This window comes from Hathewaya histolytica (assembly GCF_901482605.1).
Classification (GTDB): domain Bacteria; phylum Bacillota; class Clostridia; order Clostridiales; family Clostridiaceae; genus Hathewaya; species Hathewaya histolytica.
In genome coordinates, this window is the sequence record NZ_LR590481.1 from 2,173,561 (window position 1) to 2,196,368 (window position 22,808).

Here is a 22,808-nt window from a genome sequence, read left to right on the forward strand (position 1 = left end):
GTCCCCTTTCTAAAATTAAGCTTTATGTGTAAACTCTTCTACGAATGTCTTTTTATTTGTGTCAAAAGTTCCTTCTACTGGATCGCTAATACCTAAGAAACTTCCCGTCATTCCAAGTTCACCTTCATTAGCCTCAAAAGCTTCTACTGCTATAGCTACCTTAAATTTTCTTGCTCTAAATCCTGCAGCCTCAGCAGGCTTATCTAAATCCACAATTATATATTCTGCTTCTGCATCAGCACCTGTTTTCTGCATTTCACCAATATTTTTTATATGTTCTATGGCAACTTCACTTAGTATTTGGTCAGCATTAAAAGATGTGTTCCATTCATACCCTGTAATAAACTGACTAGCACTAGATTGATTTATATATCTTTTACTAGCTGATTGAGCACCAGGATTCTCGTTTAATTCTGTAAAACCTGTACCTAATAATTCGTATTTGTCATTTATCTTTAAATAGTTAGCTTGAATTTGTCTTTTTCTAATTGTCAATTATATCATTCCTCTCTATTTTATTATTTCTTTTTAAAATACTTTAACCTCAGTTGTATCTGAAATTTAGCTGTGTTATTTGTTACTGGAAAAGCATACCCTGTACTAGTAACTTTAATCTCAAGAGGTGCAAGCCCATTTTCTAGATTGGGAAATACTTTATTATGATTTTGATCTTCAATCCATTCTACAAACTTTTCATAGAATCCACTATTATCTATATTTTTAAATACCTCATCACCAAATGATTCTCTAGACGTAAATATAAAATCATACTGACATATACTGTCGCCATTAATGTATTTTTTTAATATAGGTTCTCCCTGAATTTCTTCTATAGAATAGGTATCTGTATTAGAATCTAAATAATCTACATTTAACCTTATAGCATTATTAAAGATATCTAGGTGAGGGCAAGTTCTTATATAGTTTGTAATTTTATCTATTATCATTTATTCCTGCCTCCTATAAAATCAGCTATTGTTTTTTCAATGCTATGTTTTATATATGTTTATTTATCCTATATTTCACCCTCAAGCTCACTTTTTTACTTAAATCTTAATATTCTATTAGCATAATATTTATTGTTCATTTATCCCCTTCATATCTAGATTTTTGGGGCGTAGCTATTTTATTAGCGTAATATTAATTATTAATCCTTATGCTCTTGAGGGTATTTAAAATTAAGCTTTAAGCTTAAAACCTTCTTTGAATGTTTTTTCATTTGTATCAAAAGTTCCTTCTATTGGATCACTAATACCTAAGAAACTTCCTGTCATTCCAAGTTCACCTTCAGTAGCTTCAAAAGCTTCTACTGCTATAGCTACCTTAAGCTTTCTTGCTCTAAATCCTGTAGTTTCAGCAGGCTTGTCTAAATCTACAATTATATATTCTGCTTCTGTATCAACACCTGTTTTCTGCATTTCCCCAACACTTTTTATGTGTTCTATGGCAGCTTCACTTAGTATTTGGTCAGCATTAAAAGATGTGTTCCACTCATAGCCTGTAACAGATTGTATAGCACTAGATTGATTTATATATCTTTTACTAGCTGATTGTGCACCTGGATTCTCGTTTAATTCTGTAAAACCTGTACCTAATAATTCATATTTGTCGTTTACTTTTAAATAGTTAGCTTGAATTTGTCTTTTTCTAATTGTCAATTATATCATTCCTCTCTATTTTATTATTTTTTAATACCTTAACTTAAGTTGTATTTAACTTTGATTACATTCTATAATTTTTATAGAATCACTTTTTAACCACTATGCATAGTAAAAAAGAGCACCGGTTTTCCCAGCACTCTTTATGATAATAGTTTAGCACAGTATTTTAACTATGACTTAATATATGTTTAATATCTATTTAATATTTGTTTAAAAAAATATTAGCTTTGATATTTTATTTATTATTTTACTTTTAATAATCGATGTATTTTGTTCTGTCAAATCAAGTATTTCAGCTAATTTTCTATTTGATATTTTATCAAAATACCTATATTTAATTATTTTATATTCAGAATCTGTTAAAGTCTCCAATGCATTATCAATACGTTTAACTTGATTTTCTTTTTTTATTACAAGTTGACTTAAATATTCAATTTTCTTTTCCTTCTGCTCTATTTCATTCTCTACAGAACTACTAATATTATGATCTTTAGGCATATCATAATAAGATACACCTCTTACACCTCTATATGAATTTTCTATATCCTCTATTTCAATTAGTATATTCTTAATTTCTGCTTTTATTGTTTTGTAATTATGTAATATATCTTCCGTTCTCTTATATTGATTCATACAAATCACCTCTTTTTCCATTATACGTAACAACCTTTAGATTCTAAATCAAATATTCCACTCTCCAATAAAACATGCCGCAGATTATTAATCCCACCCTAATATTTTTCTCTCTAGATCATTAAAATCATAGTTTCTTTGTTCATAATCACAAAAACTGTTCTTTTTATCATATTTTCTTTTAAAATTATTTGTAGGAATTTTATCTTCATAATTTCCCTCTAAAACTTTTATAAAGTTATTAGGTTTAATTAACCAGTCAAAGGTTATGGTCCATCCCTTATTATTTTGTCCTTTTAAAAATGAAGATTTATTTATATTATCTATAGCATATATAACCTTATCCAATCCATATTCCTTAACTCTTGCATTTAAAAGTTTATATCTATTAGTTCCTGGATTAATTGATATGATTTTCTGAAGTTCTAAACTGTTCCATTTCTCTACTATAGGTTGTACTTTAGTATTAAGTGCATCTTTAGATATATTATTATTATCTATATCTAATTCTCTTTCTCTTTCTACTTCTTCTTCTAGTTCGCTAACATTAACTTTACTGTTAATTTTATTGTTAGTTTTACTGTTAACTTTACCGTTAACTTCACATTCTCCACTAGCTAAAAGTTTTTGTTTTTCCCTATAATTCCTCATATAATTTTTCATGTATTTATTTCTTTCCTCTATCTGGTCTAAAGTCTGATGTTTACTCCAATTAGGAATAGTTATAGTGTTATTCACCATTTCTATCATTCCAAAACCCTCAAAGGTTTTTAATGCTAATCTTATAGTATTTATAGGTCTTCTAAATATAGTTGATAACATTTCATCTGTATAGGGTATCCTGTCATTTAACAGGAATACCCCACTATTATTCTTTTTACCTGCTAGACATAATAATTTAAACCAAATAACTATTATGCTATCAGCTTCAGGCATGCTCTCTATAAGCAGTACTTTCTCATCATCAAATATATCCGTAACAATTTTTATCCACTTTACCTCCGACATATGTTCCTCCTATAGATCTCCTATTATATTCTTAATCTCTATTAACTCCTCTTCTGTTAAATTGTGAACCACTATTTCGGAATTATCGCTTTCATAATCTATAAATAAACACTTTCTTGATGTTCTCAATCCATCAGCTCCATTAAATTCGGCTCTATTATTATGGCATTCGTCTTCTATAATTTCTGTAACCATAGCTGATTTAGTTGTATATTCTCTTATCATTTAATCACCCACTTATGCTTTATCATCTTCCCTACACCTAAAATAAAGTTTGTCCTCTGATTTATCATAATAAATAATCTCTATATTCCATGTTGGATTTTCCTCATCATAGATTTTAAAATTATTATGATTTAATGTAACTATTTGTGAATTAATGCTTTTAATTAGAACTTCTAACGCTTTACTCATACCTAAAAATCCCCCACTCTATCATAAACTTATATAATGATTTTTAATAAACTTATTAATAAAATACTCCTGACCTTTTCCTGTAATCTTTGGTGTCTTGCTTATGCTTATATGTCCATCACTATGAGTTATGGCTGTTTGCTTAACTTCAAATAATCCCAAACTCATACTATACTGAGTTGGCATATTGTAATCACTTCCGGTCCTTCTAACCAAATAACCATTATCTCTAAGCCATTTAAAAAGTTTATTTTGTCCCATATCAACACCATTCTGCTTTAAAATCTTTGCAAGCTCTCCAACCAATATTGAAGTCTTGGAAGTTGATACGGCCTCTGCAAATAATACCTTTGGTTTTTGTTCTTCAAGTTGTTTCTTTTGCTCATGATTTTCTAGCCTTAGATTTTCCACAGTTTTATTCGCAATCTCTAAGGCCCTTTTCATTATCATTTCCGGACTATTCCATGCCTTTTCTACCTTTATAAAATATTGTCGTGCCTCTCTACTAAGTTTTTTTGTTTCATCATTAGTCCTTGGAGCTACACCTGCCACCATGCAAATTTCCTTTGCACTATCTAAAGTTAGAGCATATTCTATTAAAGTTGCATTATTCCCCTCCCTTTTAAAAGGGAAGCAAGTAAAGTCTTTATTCTCCTCTGCTCCAATCATTTGAAATTGTTTTTTAATCCAATCAGAAAAATCTTGTTGAACTTTTAGAAATTCATATATATCCCTTCCGTTTACTAACACTTCACCAGTTTCATTTTCTTTTAATGGTATAAGCTGCTGATTATTAAACACCTTTAAATTATCCATTTAATCACCCCTGTTTAGTTTAAGTTTTTTACCTATGACTTTTTAAATAAATCTTTGAAATTGCACTCTGGGAAAAACTTCTCATGAATTATTAATGCCTCATCATAAGTAAATGGATATTTGCCAGCTAATTTTAAATTTAAAGTATTATAAGTACGTCCTATTTCTTTTGCAATTAATAGCTTTTTTATTTTTTTTCTGGCAATTTCCGCTTCTAAATTGTTATACATATGCCTATCCCCCTACTTAACGATATTTCGTTTATGAATTTATATTAAACTATATTTCGTTTAAAGTCAACGATTTTTTTGGTGTATTTTAAATTATTTTTATTTCTTAGATGATATTTCGTTTAAAATGATTGAAATTTCATTCTGGATATGGTATTATATAGTAAGGGAAAGGTGGTGATCTAAAAATGACTAAAACTGAAAAGTTAAAGAGTATTATTTTAAGCAAATATAATAGTATAAGAGAATTTGCAAGAATTGCAGAAATACCAAGCACAACATTAACAAGTGCATTAGATAAAGATATCGGTGGTATGGCAGTTGATAGGGTCATTAAGATATGCGATATATTAAATGTAGATATAAAAACCTTTGAACCACTAGAAAAAGATAAAAATCATAATGGATTATGTAAAGAAGAAACTACCTTATTATCAAACTTTAATAAACTAAACAAAAAGGGAAAAAAAGAAGCAGCTAAAAGAGTTGAGGAACTTACAGAAATAAGAAAATATACCTATGAAGAAAAAGACTATTTGATACCATTTGCAGCGCACGATAGGGATGGTAACTTCTCTAAAGAAGATATTCAACGTGATTTAAATCTAATGGATGATGATAATTTATGGGAATAATTATGGGGTGATTTGGTGAATTATAACGCTTTACTTGAAGAAGCAATTGAGCTTAACATACAAGTTAAAGAAATAGACTTGAAGACTAAAGATGGCCTATGCAAAGGTAATAGAATAGCTATTAGCAAAAGATTGAAAACAGACAAAGAAAGATGTTGTGTATTAGTTGAAGAACTAGGGCATTTTCATAAAACTGTAGGTGACATCACTGATCAATCCAAAATTCAAAATAGAAAACAAGAATATATAGCTAGAAAATGGGGCTACGAAAGACTTGTGGGAATTAAAAATATAATTAAAGCCTTCGAAAATGGAGCACATAACTCATTTGATATGGCAGAATATTTAAACATAACCGAAGAATTTCTAAAAGACGCTATATCATATTACAAAGCAAAATACGGTGTATGCTGTGAAATAGACAATTATATAATATACTTTGAGCCTTGCTTAGGCATAATAAAGATTTTTTAAAAGCCAGTTACTTAAACTAAGTAACTGGCTAAATTATAGTATTGGAGGAAATGATGTTATTTGTGGTTGTAGATAAAAGAGGAGTAAATAAACTTCCATAAATAATTTAAGACATTTATATGATTACTGTTAATAGAACTTAGGTTTACTCCACTGATAGCTTCTTAAAATTTAATATGTGATATGAAATTTTTCATAAAGATTTTTCCAGTTAAATTTAGATTAATACCCAAAAATGCTTTTTGCATCAATTAAATAATCCTTTATTATTCTTCTAACTTCTATCTATTCAATAAACAGATATTTAGGTCTACACAGATTAACTAAATCATCTTCTACAACTCCGTTCTCAATACTATTAATATATCTTTTATATGTATATTCTATTGAATTTAATATTTCTTCAATAGTTAAACTTGGGTTATTCCTCTTATAATGTATTATCAAACCCAAAATATTATTGTTATATTGATATAATCTTAGAGTTTTATAGTTAATATTTTTAATATCTCTATTTCCAGAATGTATTAAAATATTTCTACACCTGTAAATTCTAATTAAATCCATTTCTACCTCTATAGATAGTTTTCTTATTAAATTACTTCTATTTTTTACATCAAATAATAAAGAACCTATTTCAGCTATACCTCTTTTCAAGACATCATTAAATTCAAATTCTTTAACTATATTTTCGCCTCTTATACAAACAAAACTTATAAATTTCTCCAAATCATATCTATACTCATCTTCATAAACTCTACAACTTTTTATTACTTCTCCAATAATCTCATACGACGAAGATTTATATTGATTTAAACTATTCCAAAATAAATTTATTTTATCTTTTAATACATACAAACAACAAACCTTGGGAATTATATCTTTAGCTTTTGCTATTATACTATCACCTCTATGAAAAGTTAACATATACTCAAGAACAGACCAAAGATTTATTAATCTATTTTCTTTAGATTGTTTCTTTTGACCTTTAATTATATTTATGGTCCTTTGAATATTGGGGATTTCATCTATTCCCACCCCTTTAGCATATACTTTATCTCTATAAGATATAAAGTCCTTTATATCTCCTTTTTCTCTTCTTTCCGTTTCATGAAAAATTATATTTTCATCATACATTTCTTTTCTTATTTTTTCATAAACACCATCTGATATTTTAACCACTATTTTATCATTTAACATAATATAGCTATCATCACTTAGATAATTTATCATTTGGAAATATGATACTATGGAGTCGATTATTATTTCTAATCCTTTATAATAATCTTTAGCCTTAATTTTTATACTATAAACATTAATATCCTGTCCATACTGAAGATAATTTTTAGTTTCTTTATCATCTTTAATACTAATTAGCGATAATTCACTATAGTTTTCCTTTTTCATTATTAAATTACAACTTAAATATATTTTTTCTTCTAATTTTACCTTACTTTTTATAGTTAAATAATACTTAAAATCACTATCTTCTTTAAATAACTGGCAAAACAAATCTATTATCTGATCTACATTATCATGTTCAATTTTACTTAAAAACTTTGAAATATCCGAATTATACCATTTTTCTAAATATTTTAATGAAAAGCCATCATATAATAACTCACTAATCATAGCTTGGATAATTCCATCTATTTCTTCATAACTACAAGTATTTTTAATTGCCTCGACTAAATGTCTATATATATTATCATTGTCTATTTTCTTAACTATAGATTTACACTTATTATAAATTTTTATCTCATCAAATTGATTCAAATTTCCATCTTTAGCATTTCCTAAGTCTTTTATTAAAAAATCTATTTCTTCTTTATATATTTTTTTATTGTAAAAAACACTTTCATTCAAATAAAATATTATAGCTCCGATTAAATCCTTTTTAGCTTTTATAAGTAATTTATTATCAACATTATGAATTATATCTTCATAAACATTTATATAATCCAATAACAATTCTCTTATACTTGGTTGTAACTTTTTTGATAAAATTTTATTTTCATTTGATATATATTTTTTAAAAGCAAAAACAAAATATTTTTTAGCAGATAATTTTTTTTGTGTATTCATTTGTCACCTCTAGTTGTTACTTTTCCTTTTTATTACATCTTATTGACAAACATGATATAATATTATATCATAATGCATATAGTATTATTAGAGAAAAATGAGTGCCTCTCTCGTGAAAATGGGTTACCTTGGTAATTCCCCTCATGACGATTGCACTCTTTATTTGTTTTTATAAAGCTACACTTTTTATTTCCTTATACTTATTTATACAAATCTCATAATCACCGTCCACTATTTCTTCTTTCCCTATCCAAAACCATTTATCTTCTTCTAGTATTTAAAACATATAATAATTTTTTATAAAGCAAAATCATTAAATTTCTTGCAATGGTTATACAAATTATTGATTATTCATTGTATTTTCTTTCATTTATATTATATTATTTTTTGCTATCTTAATTTCAAAAATTATCCTTAACTACCATTGATATTCAAACACATTGATTATTTGAATAAATTTCTTCAATAATATTAATTTATTTAACATACAAATAGACTTCTTAACTTTAAATATAGCTTTAACTTAGAAATCATTATTCAGGGACGTAGTCGCTCCTTAATCTCATCTCGAATAAGACGGAATCATTAGAGCGAGTAGTCATCGCAGAAAAACCTCTTAATTAAACAACTCCCCATTAAATGTCCTTTGCATCAAAGAATTAAAGTTATTCTCTAATGCTTTTAAACTCTCCTCCATTTCAAATTTCAATTTGTCAACTTGCTTAATGAAGTCTTCAAACTCATTTTGTAATTCAATAGGAGGTACAGCTACATAAAAAATTCTAAAATCATTCATAGATACCCTAGGCATTTTCGCACCTGCAATTTTCTCACTAATATAACTAACAAAAGATTCACTTCTCAAGATAGTTTTTAGATAATGAATCCATTTGTCTTACATTAGGATTACCTATACTGTGAAGCATTAGGTTCATTAAAGTTATTATAAACATGAATGAGTCAAAGTCAAATCCATATAATATTTCAGTTTTAAAATGTTTCCATTCTTCACTTCCCATCATGTCCTCAATCTTGTTATACAGATTTCCTTCTTCATCTGTAAATACACTATCAGGGTTTGTACATTTCTCTAATATATATTCTAATTAATTATTAAAAATCCAGCAGTACCACAAGCAGGATTAGATGAACATTGGGATATTTTTATGGTTTTGGACATAATTGTAGAGAGAATTGCTTTATTAGTTAATCTCTCTAATATTGTTGTTTATTATATTTTATTGTGTTTTTAATTTTTCTTATTATTAAAACATATTCATGTCATTAGCTTGACACGGTATGTCTTAGCTAATTGTAGGAGGGTCACTTGTCGAATAGAGCTAACTAAGTATAAGTATTGTCTATTTTAACAACTGATTATTCATTCTTGTATAGCTAAAACCCTCCTTTTAAAAATTCCCTGATAAATTCCTGTAATTAAGATATATACTTTCTCCCAATGAATTTATTCTCTATTAATATACACTAAACTTTTCCCTATTAATTAAAACTACTATTTACTTTTTATAATCTTTGCTATACTTTTTTCTAACAATAATTACTCTCCATGATATATAGTTATACTATACTATTATTCTAATTTAATTTGTCGTATTTAATATAGCTAATCCACAGTATTCTCTTTGAATTTAGCTCGCTCATACTCCTCTAAAGTTATCCCTAATTTCTTCATCCAATAATATCTTTCACCTTCTATTTTAGATATTACTTTATCTAGTTCTTCCATATTTGATTGAATTAAATACTTTTTATTTTTAAATTCTCTTGATTCATCTAAAGTAACTAATATTATATTCCCTATCAATGCTATATAATTTTGAAACCTTTGCAGATAGTCCTCAAATTCAATACTCTTTGAAATTCCTATATCCCCATATTTATAACTTATATTATTTATACAATCTTTATATTGTTGACATATATTAAAAAAACCGTTAAATTCTCTATCTTCAAAACCTCCTGACATTATGTTGTATATAGATGAGACCTTATCATATAATTTCATATTATTTATAAATAATGATTTATCATCTTTGAATATATTTCTCCTATAATATTCTTCTTGTTTATAATAAGATTTATTATATTTGAAATTGATATCATCTTTTATCATTTCACCAATTTTCATAGGTCTAAATTTGTTTTCTAATTTAGAACTTATCCATTGAGCTTGCACTATCCAATTTGATATTATATAATTTTCTTTATTAGTTGCAACATATATCCATACTACATCATTTTTATAATTATATTTAGCAAACTGCTCTATGCATATGTTTTCTATATCTTTTAAACCATATTGCTCTTCTAAAATAATTGTTATAGATTTTCTTTTTGCAACTCCTGTTGATATGTCATCAACTTTTACTATTTTATATTTATATTTTATTCTTTTATCCCTCTTAATATTGTTCTTTAAAACTTTAAAGTTATATTTAAAGTTAGTTTTTAACCTAAAGAAAATATTATCGTAATTAAACCATATCCCAAATAAAAAAATAATCGGTAAATATAATATTGATAACATAATTGGTGTTAATATACTTACCAAAGATTTAATTGAATTAAGTTCTTTGTAATTTTTTATTGCTAAAGAAAATGACATATATAATATAATAAACCCTGCAATTGCTAAGATATTAGAAATAAATTTATTTACTCCCCTATATTCTTTTTTCATACTAAATACTGCTTCCAACATAAATAATAAAGTGCACATAGGCAATATTAATAACTCTATTATTAATGAAAATGTAAATGTGGATATAATAAACTCCACTAAAATTACAAACTTTATATTTTTACTAATGATTTCTTTAAAATGATTTTTATCTGGTGCTTTTGTTGCTACACTGTAACATAATGGAACCCCCGAAAATAATAACCACATGATTACTTCCTTAAATTCAATATATTCTTTTATTTTAAACCTCGTAAATCCAAATAATAAAAATACTGAGTAACTCATTATTAATATAAATGGTATTATAATGACTTTAGAAAATAAAATTTCTATTATATTAGCAATAGATTCTCTAGTATTTTTATATTTGAGTATAAAAAATAAAAACACTGAAGACCAAATCATAACAGCTATTTCACGTGTCGAAAAAATATCCAATTAATACTCTCCTACCTTATTAATAGTTTCAATTAAAATAGAACTTCTAATGCATTGACTTACCTATATTTCATGCTTATGTCATTATTATAGCACATCACTAACAAGCTAGGTCAGAGAAAAATCAGGAGTTTTGTTTATTATTTAGACTATTTTTATGGCTTTATCTATACATTTATAAGGGATTGACTTGTTGACCAATCCTACTTGACGCCATTGTTATCAATGTTTTGTTGTATTAGTATTTTCATTCATTATTTGGAGAAATTCGTGTCATTAACTTAGCAGAAGGGATTTTTTTAAGTTGTATTAAAATATAATGTATTTACTTGCATATATAGTATTCCAGTATTAATTCTTCGTAAATTCCTTTAAATTCACAAGTCTTTCATTAATTTTAATGTACTAAATAAGCATCTATTAAAAAATTAATCAAAGATTAAAATAACAGTATACATCTATGAATATTTTGCGTCCTATTTAATAAATCAAATTCCTCTTGGGGATCGCTTTTAAATCCATAACTTTTCATTTTAATAAATTGTTTATATTTATCTTCAGCGATTCTATCTTTGCAGCACATATAAAACTTCTTATGCTGCTCACTTTCCATTGTATTTTTTTCTATTCGTGTAATATCTGAAACAATCAATTTAAGCTCCTCTGCATTATTTATATCTTTTAAATAAAATTTCATGCTAACTCCATGAATATCATTGTCTACATCATACTTTTCCAAAATATACTTCTTTTCACCATATGGATTTTCTGCTGAAAGAGCTAACTCTATAAACTTACATTCATCTAGAGCATTTAAAAAAATTTCAAACCCATCTATCTTTTGATCGATTCCAATATGTTTTCCATTTAGTTTTTTCAAAATTTCTATCTTAACATCTTGTGAAGATGGATTATTCAAATCACTTATTAAGTCCAAAAACTCTCCAATAGTTTGAGATATCTGCTTAATTCTTTTTAAATCTTCTATTGACTTCCCTACATTTTCCAAACAATTTATTTCAGAAATTTTTCTGCTTAAGTTATTGTATTTTTTCTCCCAATATTTAATATAATTTAACCTTTCCATTGTATCATATATTTTATTGTTTAATACAACTGTAATTATTCTATTCTTATATTCTCGTTCTTTCACTAATTCTAAAATTTCATACATACAATTAATTGATTTTAAGTATCTATCACTTATTATAAGTATCATATAGTCACTTTCTCTTATAGAGTTCATAAATGCCCGAATACTTTCCCATGCTTCAATATCTCTATTATCCCTTCTAAAAACAATTCCACGATTGCGAAAATAATTATCTATATCATCAACAATTTCTTTATCTGCCCAACAGTATGATAAAAATACATCTCCCTTTTTATTCCTACTCATATAAATAACCTTCTTTCATTTATTTTCTCAACATAAATATTATCTTATGCTATACTATGATGACCCATAATTAATCTTAAAATAATTATTTAAAGTATATACTATATACTAAATTTTTTTAATTATTCTAGATTATATTTAGTTTCATTATAATCCTTAACCGCCCTACAAAAACTATAGCCTATCTAGATTATGTATGCAACTTATTAACTATATAAAATTATCCTATTATAAATAGTTATTTCTAAAATTTCAAATTAATTTAGTATAGAGCCTCAAGACCATTGATTTACCTATACTTCATGCTCATGTCATTCTTATAATAGGTATGGGTTAAGTATCATAAACATAGCAACATTTCAAAATGGAAAATATTAATTAAGTCTAACACAAATAAAAAAAGAGCAATTTCTCGAGGGTACTGAAAAAGTACCCTCCTAATCTTAATAGACATAACACTACAGTTTGTGTAGATGTTATGTCTATTTTTTAGTATAATTTTTATATTACTAATTTAAGCAGGTGATTTTATGTTAATGCATCAAAAGATGATATTAAGCGAATATGGTGATATATATGATAGGATTATCCCTAAAGATAATATGTTGAGAAGGATTAAAGAAATGGTAGATTTCTCATTCATCTACGATGAATTAGTTTCTACATATTGCAATAATAACGGTCGCGGAGCGATTGACCCAATAAGAATGTTTAAATATCTTTTACTAAAAACTATTTTCAATATTTCTGATGTAGATGTTGTTGAACGCTCTAAATATGATATGTCTTTTAAATATTTCTTAGATATGGCTCCGGAGGAGGATGTAATTAATCCAAGTTCTTTAACTAAATTTAGAAAGCTACGCTTAAAGGACACTAATCTAATGGACATGCTAATTTCTAAAACCGTAGAAATAGCATTGGAAAAGGAAATTATAAAATCAAAATCAATTATTGTTGATTCAACTCATACCAAAGCTAGATACAATCAAAAAACACCTAGGGAAGTTTTAATTGAACAATCTAAAAAACTTCGAAAGTCAGTTTATAACATTGATGAGTCAATGAAAGCAAGGTTTCCTAATAAAGTTAACAACGGTCTTCTTGAGGATGAAATAGAGTATTGTCAAAAACTTATATCAGTTATTGAAAAAGAAGAGGTCATTTCAAGTTATCCAGCTGTAAAAGAAAAATTAAATTTATTAAAAGAAACAATCGAAGATGATTTAGAGGTTTTGTCATTCTCTAAAGATGCTGACGCAAAAGTTGGACACAAAACTGCTGATACATCTTTCTTTGGGTATAAAACTCATATTGCAATGACTGAGGAACGTATTATTACTGCTGCTGTAGTTACTTCGGGAGAAAAACACGATGGAAAACAACTAAAATCACTTATTGAAAAGAGCGAAGCCTCTGGCTTAAACATAGAAAATATTATTGGAGATGCAGCTTATTCAGAAAAAGAAAATATAGAATATGTAAATGAAAGTGAAAAAAATCTAATTGCAAAGCTTAGTAAATCAGTATCTCATGGTAACAAAAGACAAACTAAAACGAAGTTTGAATATAATAAAGATGCAGATATGTATGCGTGTGAAGCTGGCCATATGAGTACTAAGAAAACTAGTACTAGACCTAAAAAACATGCCAAAGATGGACTAGGTACAGTAATTTCTTATTTTTTTGATGTTAAAAAGTGTCAGTGTTGCCCTTTAAAACAAGGGTGCTATAAAGAAGGTGCTAAAACTAAATCATACTCAGTTTCAATCAAAACGAATACGCATCAAAAACATATTGAATTTCAAGAAACTGATTTTTTTAAAGAAAAATCAAAAGAGAGATATAAAATTGAAGCTAAAAATAGTGAAATGAAACATAGACATGGGTATGATGTTGCGTCAGCCGCAGGTCTTGTTGGCATGCAAATGCAAGGTGCATTGACCATTTTTGCTGTAAACTTGAAGAGAATATTGACTCTAAGCAATCAGTAAATATACCCGATTAGGGTTTAATAATACAAAAAGACTCAAGCTCATACCACAAAATGGTATAAACTTGAGTCTTTTAAATTATGTAAAAAGTAAACCCCCGAAAAACTATAAGTTTTTCAGTGGTCTCAATTTCTCACTCCTTTTTTAATATCCAACAGTATTTTTATACGGCTAATTTATTTATTTTTTTCTCCCCTATAGCTTTTGATATACTTTTTAAGCTTTTTTATTGCCCAATCATAATGACTTGCTGTGCTACTAACAAAATAGGAACCCAAAGTACTACCTTTTGTCCACTTATAAACTCCCTTTGAAAATAATTCATCATTTGTATATGGTTCTACCAATTTCATTACTTCTATATGTGTTTGTCTCAACATATTTTTTGATTGTTCTAATGATGTGCCTTGATGTTTCTCCCAAATTTCAATATTCATATTGGGATAAGTTCTCCAGTTATACGGCTCTGGAAGGAATGGTCTATATTCTCCTTTTGAGTTAGACTCTATCCATTTAAGGATTAAGTTATGCCACTCATATAAATGAATAAGTACATCTCTCAAATTTTTATCTCTATCTTCAAATAAAAAACTTGCATTTTGTTCTTCTTGTGACATTGAATCAATTAACTTCCACAACTTTTCATATTGTGTAGACGAACTTTCTATTAAATCTGCCTTCGTTGTTGCTCTTGCCATAATCTATACCCCCTTTGCAATATATTATAACAAACATAAATTGACACCCACTGTCATGTTCTAATCAAAAAAACTTAACGAATCATCTTTTTTAAAGGTAGAAATCATACTTTTTGCCTTGATATATTTTTCATTCACTAAACACCACTTCCCCTTTATCAACAGATTTATAATGTATATAAACACTCTCTAATATATCAATAAATGACTTTCTTATATGTTCAGGTTCTAAGACTTCTACAGTTCCGCAAAAGGAAAATAAATATCCATATAACCAATCATCATCAGGAAGGTTGCATTCAACAATAATATGTCCATTTTCAAGCAATTTAATATCTGATTCATCAAACTCATCATACACTCTATATGCCGAGCTTTTTTTAAACTTCATTTTAATCGTTGTATAATCATTTTCCTTTTTAAAATCTTCTAATGGAGGTGGTGTAAAAAAATCATCAAATAGCTCATTTGATGCTCTAAGCTCTAACATACGATTAATTTTATATATTCTAAAATCATTTTTGTCCATACAATATGCTTGAAGATACCACCCCTTAGATTTATAACATATTCTTATAGGTTTAACTCTCCTAAGATTATCCTTACCATAATTACTAACATATCTAAAAGTTAACACTTGCCTATTCAAAATTGTAGCTTTAATTGTATTAAACTTCCTTGTATCTATATTCTTATTACCCCATCTAGAAAAATCAATTTGCAGCCAATTTGGATTATTTTGTTTAAATAATGCACTTAATTTTAAGATTAAATCATTATCTACTTCCTCTGTTATTTCATTCAAGCTTTGTAATGCAGTAATAATTGATTGCTGTTCCGTTTCGGACACCATACCTTTATCAAATATGTATCTATCTAATAAATTAATTCCTCCACCTTTACCCTGAGTACAACATATTGGAATGCCTGAAATACTTAATCTATCAACATCTCTATAAATTGTTCTTATAGACACCTCTAATTCCTTAGCCAATTCCTGTGCAGTAGTGTGTCCATTTTTTAAAAGATAATACACAATTCTAAATAAACGACTCTCTTGCATATCTATCACCTCTTTTTATATTATATCATTTTAAACTTGACTTCTTATGTCATGTTATAAAATTGGATTATAAGTATCATAAACAAAAGCACCTACTGTTTAACTTAGTAAGCGCTCACCATATTATCCCATATTTCTTTTTAACATAAATAATTAAAAATATAATTATTATTTTATACTCAATTAATAAATAAAAAGTTTTTAGCCCATATTTAATCAATAAATAAAAAATATAGCCTTTAAAAAGCATTTGGAGTAGATATATTTTATATCCTAATTTTACTACGATTTATGCGTCATTTGTATTCATATTGAATATAATAAACTTTAAATAACGTAAAGGAGGGTTTTTATGTTATATTTAAAAATAAAAATCTTTAGTTTAAACTATTAGTTATATACAAAAGCAGTTAATATTATTAGTATAGCTTATATTAAGGCATACCATTGAAACAACTAATAAATAAAATTTAAAGAAAACTTATATAACATAACTACCCATTATAATTAAGAGGCATATATCTTTAGAACCTAACTTCTAACTATAGAGAGCCTCTTTGTTTTAATATAAAAACGATCTCCTCTTTTCTACTATAAGTAACCTAAACTCTTGCTAATCCTTATACTTAGACGCCTTAATAAACTTAACTAATAAATAAAACTTTTTTAAAAGCCCTATTTAATGAAACTATCCCACATTTACTACACTTTTCTCTTATTTACACACATTTTATACTTGTATTTCATATTAAAATACTATATAATAAATTTTAAATAACGTAAAGGAGGGTTTATTATGTTATACATTAAAGTAAAATTCTTTAATTTTAAAATATTAATTGCATATAAAAGTAACTAAGCCTACTTGTAGGCCTTAATATAAGGCCTACTACTAGCACAAATTAATAAATAAAATTTAAAGAAAACTTATATAACATAATTACCCATTAGAATTAAGAGGCATCTATCTTTAGAATCTAACTTCTAACTATAGAGAGCCTCTTTGTTTTAATATAAAAATGATCTCCACTTTTCTACTATAAATAACCTAAACTCTTGCTAATCCTTATATTTAGGCGTCTTAATAAACTTAATTAATAAATAAAAAATACTTACTCTCCTAAGTACTTCTAAATTCCATATGATACCATACTAAAATACATATACCCCTAATTGATTTTATAATGCTAATAATCAAAATAATTATTCTTAAACCTCTGCTTGCTCGGCATATTTTTTAAAATTATCTAATATTGCCTGCCATCCCTTTCGTTGAAGCTCAATTGGATTGCTTTTTTCCGCTTCAAAATTTTCTATTATCTTAGTTTTATTTTCTTGATTTATAAAGTTTATTTCAACCTTTCTACCATCATCCATAATATATTCAATAATCTCATATAATTTTACTTCAGTATAAGTACCACCAAAGTCAAATCCAAAGCTAGCATCTTTAGCTTCCATCCTTGAAATAAATTTCCCACCTACCCTTAAATCATTTTCAGCAAATGAAGTATGCCAATCATCCGAAGCATTATTCCACTTAGTTATATGTTGTGGTTCTGTCCAATATTTCCATACTCTTTCTATAGGTTCATCAATTGTTGTTTCTACCGTTATATTTGAATTAGCATTTGGTTTCATACTATCTGCACCCCTTTTAAATTTTATATCTATTATTTTTTATCATGCTACAAGTAGTATCATTATACACTAATAAATAAAAAAAATAATCACTATATCTGATTCCTTATGATATAAACATACTCTCATCTATATCCTAATAAAAGTGATATTATTGGTGATAAACTCAATGATTTATATTAGTACGTTTTTCCCTCTTTAATCTTAAGTATAACAAAAGCACCTACTGATTTATTTGTAAGTGCTTATCTTTCTAGTTATTTATAAATAAGTCATAATATTAAATACTCTTAATAACCCTACATGGATTTCCTGCAGCAACTACATTATTAGGGATATCTTTAGTAACAACACTCCCTGCCCCTATAGTTACATTGTCTCCAATTTTTACTCCAGGACATATTATCGAACCACCACCAACCCAAACATTATTTCCTATAACAATTGGTTTACCATACTCTTTCCCAGTAAGTCTTTCTGTAGGGTCAATAGGATGTGTAGCAGTATAAATTTGAACATTTGGCCCTAGTAGTACATTATCACCAATTTCAACTTTATTTACATCTAATATGGTACATCCATAGTTAGCAAAAAAATTCTCACCTACTTCAATGTTATAACCATAATCACAATTAAATGGAGCTTCAATATTAAATGAACCTTTAGCAATAATTAATTTATTTAAGATTTCCTGTCTTCTCTCTTTTTCACTAGGATCTATATGATTAAATTCAAAAATCAACTTTTGCATATGTTCTCTTTCCTTAATTAGCTCTGAATCACCTGCATTATAAAAATCACCTGATAACATTTTTTCCTTTTCGCTCTTCATTATTTTATCCTGCCTTTAACATTAATTATATTTTCCCTTAATACTCTTATAAAAACAAATATTGTTCAATTTAAAATTGTATAAATATTATATCATATGAACAATTGCATTTTATATTTAAGGGTAAGTGAGTGAATTTCCATAAGGATAGGATTATTACTTTTTTACCTTAAATCTTATAATTCAGTTATTTGCAAAGTATAATCATAAAATATACTTTAATTCTATTGGATATATAAATTACTCCTTAGAGTCTTATTTGATTTGAGATAACATATTTGATTTTTCATAAACCAATTGTATAATTGTAGTAAATAATACATTTATTAAACCTCAGGGAGATATTATCATGAAAATATTTTCAACATTATTAACATCAACATTTTTATGCAAGTATTATGTAATGGGTAGAATTAAATGGATATAATAGTTGAAGCAATGGATATATTAGCTGGATCACTTAAAATTCTTATTATTATATTTTTTATTCCAATATGTATATACGTAGTAAAGAAAATACTTAACTTTATTAAGGCAATTAATAAATAAAGAAGTGACTATAAGAAGTCACTTCTTTATTTATATTCTAGCTAGATATTATTTTAAAATTTTATTCCCCGCCGTAAGTTATGGGCTTATATCTCCTTATAGTGGCCATAAGCCTCATCAACTCTGACAGGGGTAAAACCATGATTTTCATCTATGCCTAAGGCTTGATGAAAGGGGGTTTTACTCCCACTCGATAGTAGCTGGTGGTTTTGAGGTTACGTCATAGACAATTCTATTAACCTCTTTAACTTCATTTACTATTCTTCTTGAAATTTTATCTAAAACATCATATGGTATTCTAGCCCAATCTGATGTCATTCCATCTGATGATGTTACTGCTCTTAATGCTATAGTGTGGCAATATGTCCTCTCGTCACCCATAACTCCAACAGATTGAATGTTAGGTAGGCATGCGAAGTATTGCCATATGTCTCTTTCAAGTCCTGCATTTGCAACTTCTTCTCTTAAGATTGCATCTGCTTCTCTTACTATGTGGAGCTTATCCTCTGTGATTTCACCTAGTACTCTAATTGCAAGTCCTGGTCCTGGGAATGGCTGTCTCCATACTAAGTTTTTAGGGATTCCAAGTTCTTCTCCAACAGCTCTAACTTCATCTTTAAATAATTCTCTTAAAGGTTCAATTAAAGTAAATTCTATATCTTCTGGAAGTCCACCTACATTGTGATGGCTCTTTATTACAGCTGAAGTTTTAGTTCCACTTTCAACTACGTCAGCATATATAGTTCCTTGAACTAGGAAATCCATTTTGCCAAGTTTATCTGATTCCTCTTCAAATACTCTTATAAATTCTTCACCTATGATTTTTCTCTTTCTCTCTGGATCAGAAACTCCTTTTAACTTTCCAAGGAATCTTTCTTGTGCATTTACTCTCACAAGGTTCATATCGAAACCTGTTCTGAAGATTTTTTCTACTTGATCACCTTCGTCTTTTCTAAGTAGACCATGATCTACAAAAACGCAAGTTAATTGTTTTCCAACAGCTCTATGAACAAGTACTGCTGCAACAGAAGAGTCAACTCCTCCTGATAATGCACATAAAACCTTTTTATCTCCAACTTTTTCTTTAATTTCTTTTATTTTTTCTTCTATAAAAGAAGTCATAGACCAATCTCCTGAAACTTCACATACTTCGAATAAGAATTTTTTAAGCATTTCTCTTCCGAATAGTGTATGTTCAACTTCTGGGTGGAATTGAACTCCATATAATTTTCTTTCCTTATTTTCGAATGCTGCTACTGGACATTCTGATGTAGTACCTACTATTTCAAAACCTTCTGGTACTTCTGAAATATAGTCTGTATGACTCATCCAACATTGTTTATCTGTTAATCCGTTAAATATTAAAGATTTACTGTTTAATTCCACATCAGTTTTACCATATTCTCTTACTGTTGCAGTACTAACTTTTCCGCCTAGAGTATATGACATTAATTGTGCTCCATAGCAAATACCAAGTATTGGAACACCTAATTCGAATACTCCTTTATCTAATCTAGGAGCTCCCTCTTCGTAAACACTATTTGGTCCACCTGTAAATATTATTCCCTTTGGATTCTTTGCTTTCATTTCTTCTACAGTTATATCATTAGATACTATTTCACAATAAACGTGATTTTCTCTAACTCTTCTTCCTATAAGTTGCTTATATTGTCCACCGAAGTCTATTATTAAAATTAACTCATTTGCTTTAGCCACTGTATTTCCCCCATTCTATTACATATTAATGCTATAATTTGGTGCTTCTTTAGTAATATTTATATCATGTGGATGACTTTCTCTAAGTCCTGCTGAACTTTGTACAACGAATCTTGCAGTTTCGTATAAAGTGTTTAAATCCTTAGAACCTAAATAACCCATTCCAGATTTTATACCGCCTAATAATTGGAATATTGTATCTGATACAGCTCCCTTAAATGGAATTCTTCCTTCAACACCTTCTGGAACTAATTTTTTATTTCCTTCTTGGAAGTATCTGTCTTTGCTTCCCTTAGCCATAGATGCAAGTGAACCCATACCTCTATAAACTTTGTAGCTTCTTCCTTGGTATATTTCTAATTCTCCTGGTGATTCTTCACATCCTGCAAATAATGATCCCATCATACAGATGCTAGCACCTGCTGCAAGAGCTTTTACTATATCTCCTGAATACTTTAATCCACCATCAGCTATAACTGGTATGCCGTATTTTTTTCCAACTTCAGCACAATCCATAACTGCTGTTAATTGTGGTACTCCAACACCAGCAACCACTCTTGTAGTACAAATAGATCCAGGACCTATACCTACTTTAACACAGTCAGCACCTACTTTAATTAAATCTTCTACAGCTTCTGGAGTTGCAACATTTCCTGCTATAACTTGTAACTCTGGGTAGCTTTCTTTTATTTTCTTAACACCATCCATAACACCCTTTGAATGACCGTGTGCTGTGTCTAGAACTACAACATCAACACCTACTTCTACTAGAGCTTTTACCCTTTCTAGCATATCACTTGTTATACCTATAGCGGCACCACAAAGTAATCTTCCTCTTTCATCTTTAGCTGCTGTAGGATACATAATTGTCTTTTGAATATCTTTAATTGTAATTAATCCTACTAAATTATTAACTTTATCTACTAAAGGTAACTTTTCTATTTTATGTTTTTGAAGAATAACTTTAGCTTCTTCTATAGAAGTTCCCTCTGGTGCTGTAACTAAATTTTCACTTGTCATAACTTCTTTTATTTCTTTTGAATAATCAGTTTCATAAACTATGTCTCTATTAGTTATTATACCAACAAGTTTTCCTTCTACAGTTACAGGTATACCTGATATTCTATATTTTTTCATTAATTCTAATGCATCTTGAATTTTATTTTCTGGATTAAGATAGAAAGGATTTGTTATAACACCATTTTCTTGTCTTTTAACTGTATCTACTTCAGCTGCTTGTGCTTCTATGGACATGTTTTTATGTATTATACCAATTCCGCCTTCTCTTGCCATAGCAATAGCCATTTTAGACTCAGTTACTGTATCCATTCCAGCACTCATTAATGGTATATTTAATTTTATTTTTTTAGTTAAATTAGTTTTAAGAGTAACTTCCTTAGGTAATATTTCAGACTTATTTGGAACTAGTAATACATCATCAAATGTATATCCTTTTTTTAAAATTATAGCCATTTGTATATCCTCCTTTTATTTATGTAGTTTACCAATTGTGCAAACAAAAAATACAACTATATGACACTATAAAAAGAGTCCTAGTTGTATACTAACTAAAGGCTCTTTTCATAGTGTGGAATTTACGGTTCCTGTAGAGACTCCCTACCTTATTTAGAGATTATATGAAAAGTTTTATTCATTTGTATTTAAAAATGAATGAGAAGTTTCATTTTTTTATAATAAATTATTATACTTATAATAAGTAAACTTTTTCTTTTTGTCAATGTATTTTTTCTGTAAAAATATTTTATATAAAGTCAAAATTTTTTATAAGAATAAATTTATACACTTTTTCTTAATTTC

Annotated in this window: 24 protein-coding genes and 1 riboswitch; of the genes, 4 read left to right on the plus strand and 20 right to left on the minus strand. The window is 27.7% G+C overall.

Annotated features, from left to right (window positions below; all coding sequences use genetic code 11):
- Positions 1 to 15 precede the first annotated feature (15 nt).
- From FGL08_RS10455 to FGL08_RS10490, 9 genes are all read right to left on the minus strand, one after another.
- On the minus strand, positions 16 to 495 hold the full coding sequence (locus tag FGL08_RS10455; protein WP_138210738.1) for a hypothetical protein: 480 nt from the start codon (positions 493 to 495) through the stop codon (positions 16 to 18).
- A gap of 23 nt (positions 496 to 518) precedes the next feature.
- On the minus strand, positions 519 to 947 hold the full coding sequence (locus FGL08_RS10460) for a chloramphenicol resistance protein (protein ID WP_138210739.1): 429 nt from the start codon (positions 945 to 947) through the stop codon (positions 519 to 521).
- Positions 948 to 1,178: 231 nt separating this feature from the next.
- Positions 1,179 to 1,658, minus strand: a complete 480-nt coding sequence (locus FGL08_RS10465) for a hypothetical protein (protein WP_138210740.1) — start codon at positions 1,656 to 1,658, stop codon at positions 1,179 to 1,181.
- 213 nt (positions 1,659 to 1,871) lie between these two features.
- A complete protein-coding gene (locus FGL08_RS10470) occupies positions 1,872 to 2,294 on the minus strand; it encodes a sigma factor-like helix-turn-helix DNA-binding protein (RefSeq protein ID WP_243117976.1) in 423 nt (140 codons plus the stop codon).
- 87 nt (positions 2,295 to 2,381) lie between these two features.
- A complete protein-coding gene (locus tag FGL08_RS10475) occupies positions 2,382 to 3,302 on the minus strand; it encodes a putative phage replisome organizer (protein WP_138210741.1) in 921 nt (306 codons plus the stop codon).
- 9 nt (positions 3,303 to 3,311) lie between these two features.
- Positions 3,312 to 3,527 carry a hypothetical protein gene (locus FGL08_RS10480; RefSeq protein ID WP_138210742.1) on the minus strand — a complete coding sequence of 72 codons (216 nt, stop codon included), beginning with the start codon at positions 3,525 to 3,527 and terminating at the stop codon, positions 3,312 to 3,314.
- A gap of 12 nt (positions 3,528 to 3,539) precedes the next feature.
- The gene (locus tag FGL08_RS13445) at positions 3,540 to 3,716 is read right to left on the minus strand and encodes a hypothetical protein (protein ID WP_171012052.1); all 177 of its coding nucleotides are present in this window, start codon (positions 3,714 to 3,716) and stop codon (positions 3,540 to 3,542) included.
- 21 nt (positions 3,717 to 3,737) lie between these two features.
- Entirely contained in the window at positions 3,738 to 4,532 is a 795-nt protein-coding gene (locus tag FGL08_RS10485) for a phage antirepressor KilAC domain-containing protein (RefSeq protein WP_138210743.1), read from the minus strand.
- Between the two features lie 32 nt (positions 4,533 to 4,564).
- Positions 4,565 to 4,762, minus strand: a complete 198-nt coding sequence (locus FGL08_RS10490; protein WP_138210744.1) for a hypothetical protein — start codon at positions 4,760 to 4,762, stop codon at positions 4,565 to 4,567.
- Between the two features lie 188 nt (positions 4,763 to 4,950).
- Between FGL08_RS10490 and FGL08_RS13605 the strand changes: the two genes are divergently transcribed.
- Together FGL08_RS13605 and FGL08_RS10500 are read left to right on the plus strand one after the other, a co-directional pair.
- On the plus strand, positions 4,951 to 5,397 hold the full coding sequence (locus FGL08_RS13605) for a helix-turn-helix domain-containing protein (protein ID WP_243117977.1): 447 nt from the start codon (positions 4,951 to 4,953) through the stop codon (positions 5,395 to 5,397).
- A gap of 15 nt (positions 5,398 to 5,412) precedes the next feature.
- On the plus strand, positions 5,413 to 5,871 hold the full coding sequence (locus FGL08_RS10500) for an ImmA/IrrE family metallo-endopeptidase (RefSeq protein ID WP_171012053.1): 459 nt from the start codon (positions 5,413 to 5,415) through the stop codon (positions 5,869 to 5,871).
- A gap of 285 nt (positions 5,872 to 6,156) precedes the next feature.
- Here FGL08_RS10500 and FGL08_RS10505 read toward each other — a convergent pair whose 3' ends face one another.
- From FGL08_RS10505 to FGL08_RS10520, 5 genes are all read right to left on the minus strand, one after another.
- Positions 6,157 to 7,956 (minus strand): hypothetical protein, encoded by a 1,800-nt coding sequence (locus FGL08_RS10505; protein WP_138210746.1) that lies wholly within the window; start codon positions 7,954 to 7,956, stop codon positions 6,157 to 6,159.
- 616 nt (positions 7,957 to 8,572) lie between these two features.
- The gene (locus FGL08_RS10510; protein WP_341472368.1) at positions 8,573 to 8,767 is read right to left on the minus strand and encodes a restriction endonuclease subunit S; all 195 of its coding nucleotides are present in this window, start codon (positions 8,765 to 8,767) and stop codon (positions 8,573 to 8,575) included.
- Between the two features lie 43 nt (positions 8,768 to 8,810).
- Positions 8,811 to 8,978, minus strand: a complete 168-nt coding sequence (locus FGL08_RS13450; protein WP_171012054.1) for a DNA methyltransferase family protein — start codon at positions 8,976 to 8,978, stop codon at positions 8,811 to 8,813.
- Between the two features lie 602 nt (positions 8,979 to 9,580).
- Positions 9,581 to 11,098, minus strand: a complete 1,518-nt coding sequence (locus FGL08_RS10515) for a hypothetical protein (protein ID WP_197733550.1) — start codon at positions 11,096 to 11,098, stop codon at positions 9,581 to 9,583.
- 439 nt (positions 11,099 to 11,537) lie between these two features.
- Complete coding sequence (locus FGL08_RS10520) at positions 11,538 to 12,497, minus strand: toll/interleukin-1 receptor domain-containing protein (protein ID WP_138210748.1); 960 nt, start codon at positions 12,495 to 12,497, stop codon at positions 11,538 to 11,540.
- A gap of 530 nt (positions 12,498 to 13,027) precedes the next feature.
- Here FGL08_RS10520 and FGL08_RS10525 point away from each other — a divergent pair.
- Positions 13,028 to 14,491: an IS1182 family transposase gene (locus tag FGL08_RS10525; protein ID WP_138208895.1), complete on the plus strand. Its 1,464-nt coding sequence runs from the start codon at positions 13,028 to 13,030 to the stop codon at positions 14,489 to 14,491.
- Positions 14,492 to 14,667: 176 nt separating this feature from the next.
- On the opposite strand, the gene FGL08_RS10530 is transcribed toward FGL08_RS10525, so the two are convergent.
- The 4 genes from FGL08_RS10530 to FGL08_RS10545 form a co-directional block, all read right to left on the minus strand.
- Complete coding sequence (locus tag FGL08_RS10530; RefSeq protein WP_138210749.1) at positions 14,668 to 15,189, minus strand: ClbS/DfsB family four-helix bundle protein; 522 nt, start codon at positions 15,187 to 15,189, stop codon at positions 14,668 to 14,670.
- A 130-nt stretch (positions 15,190 to 15,319) separates the two neighbouring features.
- Positions 15,320 to 16,252: a helix-turn-helix transcriptional regulator gene (locus FGL08_RS10535; protein ID WP_138210750.1), complete on the minus strand. Its 933-nt coding sequence runs from the start codon at positions 16,250 to 16,252 to the stop codon at positions 15,320 to 15,322.
- Positions 16,253 to 17,461: 1,209 nt separating this feature from the next.
- On the minus strand, positions 17,462 to 17,893 hold the full coding sequence (locus FGL08_RS10540) for an SRPBCC family protein (protein WP_138210751.1): 432 nt from the start codon (positions 17,891 to 17,893) through the stop codon (positions 17,462 to 17,464).
- A gap of 280 nt (positions 17,894 to 18,173) precedes the next feature.
- Entirely contained in the window at positions 18,174 to 18,725 is a 552-nt protein-coding gene (locus FGL08_RS10545) for a sugar O-acetyltransferase (protein ID WP_138210752.1), read from the minus strand.
- 417 nt (positions 18,726 to 19,142) lie between these two features.
- Between FGL08_RS10545 and FGL08_RS13705 the strand changes: the two genes are divergently transcribed.
- On the plus strand, positions 19,143 to 19,274 hold the full coding sequence (locus tag FGL08_RS13705) for a hypothetical protein (RefSeq protein WP_279232957.1): 132 nt from the start codon (positions 19,143 to 19,145) through the stop codon (positions 19,272 to 19,274).
- Between the two features lie 180 nt (positions 19,275 to 19,454).
- On the opposite strand, the gene guaA is transcribed toward FGL08_RS13705, so the two are convergent.
- Positions 19,455 to 20,990 (minus strand): glutamine-hydrolyzing GMP synthase, encoded by a 1,536-nt coding sequence (guaA, locus tag FGL08_RS10550; protein WP_138210753.1) that lies wholly within the window; start codon positions 20,988 to 20,990, stop codon positions 19,455 to 19,457.
- 18 nt (positions 20,991 to 21,008) lie between these two features.
- The gene (gene guaB, locus FGL08_RS10555) at positions 21,009 to 22,463 is read right to left on the minus strand and encodes an IMP dehydrogenase (RefSeq protein ID WP_138210754.1); all 1,455 of its coding nucleotides are present in this window, start codon (positions 22,461 to 22,463) and stop codon (positions 21,009 to 21,011) included.
- Between the two features lie 91 nt (positions 22,464 to 22,554).
- A riboswitch (purine riboswitch) is annotated at positions 22,555 to 22,651 on the minus strand.
- Positions 22,652 to 22,808: the final 157 nt, after the last annotated feature.

Bases quoted from the DNA above. Each gene is read 5' to 3' on its own strand.
- FGL08_RS10460 (WP_138210739.1), bottom strand. From the start codon at position 947: ATGATAATAGATAAAATTACAAACTATATAAGAACTTGCCCTCACCTA.
- FGL08_RS10470 (WP_243117976.1), bottom strand. From the start codon at position 2,294: ATGAATCAATATAAGAGAACGGAAGATATATTACATAATTACAAAACA.
- FGL08_RS10475 (WP_138210741.1), bottom strand. From the start codon at position 3,302: ATGTCGGAGGTAAAGTGGATAAAAATTGTTACGGATATATTTGATGAT.
- FGL08_RS10480 (WP_138210742.1), bottom strand. From the start codon at position 3,527: ATGATAAGAGAATATACAACTAAATCAGCTATGGTTACAGAAATTATA.
- FGL08_RS13445 (WP_171012052.1), bottom strand. From the start codon at position 3,716: ATGAGTAAAGCGTTAGAAGTTCTAATTAAAAGCATTAATTCACAAATA.
- FGL08_RS10485 (WP_138210743.1), bottom strand. From the start codon at position 4,532: ATGGATAATTTAAAGGTGTTTAATAATCAGCAGCTTATACCATTAAAA.
- FGL08_RS10490 (WP_138210744.1), bottom strand. From the start codon at position 4,762: ATGTATAACAATTTAGAAGCGGAAATTGCCAGAAAAAAAATAAAAAAG.
- FGL08_RS13605 (WP_243117977.1), top strand. From the start codon at position 4,951: ATGACTAAAACTGAAAAGTTAAAGAGTATTATTTTAAGCAAATATAAT.
- FGL08_RS10505 (WP_138210746.1), bottom strand. From the start codon at position 7,956: ATGAATACACAAAAAAAATTATCTGCTAAAAAATATTTTGTTTTTGCT.
- FGL08_RS10510 (WP_341472368.1), bottom strand. From the start codon at position 8,767: ATGCCTAGGGTATCTATGAATGATTTTAGAATTTTTTATGTAGCTGTA.
- FGL08_RS13450 (WP_171012054.1), bottom strand. From the start codon at position 8,978: ATGATGGGAAGTGAAGAATGGAAACATTTTAAAACTGAAATATTATAT.
- FGL08_RS10520 (WP_138210748.1), bottom strand. From the start codon at position 12,497: ATGAGTAGGAATAAAAAGGGAGATGTATTTTTATCATACTGTTGGGCA.
- FGL08_RS10525 (WP_138208895.1), top strand. From the start codon at position 13,028: ATGTTAATGCATCAAAAGATGATATTAAGCGAATATGGTGATATATAT.
- FGL08_RS10530 (WP_138210749.1), bottom strand. From the start codon at position 15,189: ATGGCAAGAGCAACAACGAAGGCAGATTTAATAGAAAGTTCGTCTACA.
- FGL08_RS10535 (WP_138210750.1), bottom strand. From the start codon at position 16,252: ATGCAAGAGAGTCGTTTATTTAGAATTGTGTATTATCTTTTAAAAAAT.
- FGL08_RS10540 (WP_138210751.1), bottom strand. From the start codon at position 17,893: ATGAAACCAAATGCTAATTCAAATATAACGGTAGAAACAACAATTGAT.
- FGL08_RS10545 (WP_138210752.1), bottom strand. From the start codon at position 18,725: ATGAAGAGCGAAAAGGAAAAAATGTTATCAGGTGATTTTTATAATGCA.
- FGL08_RS13705 (WP_279232957.1), top strand. From the start codon at position 19,143: ATGGATATAATAGTTGAAGCAATGGATATATTAGCTGGATCACTTAAA.
- guaB (WP_138210754.1), bottom strand. From the start codon at position 22,463: ATGGCTATAATTTTAAAAAAAGGATATACATTTGATGATGTATTACTA.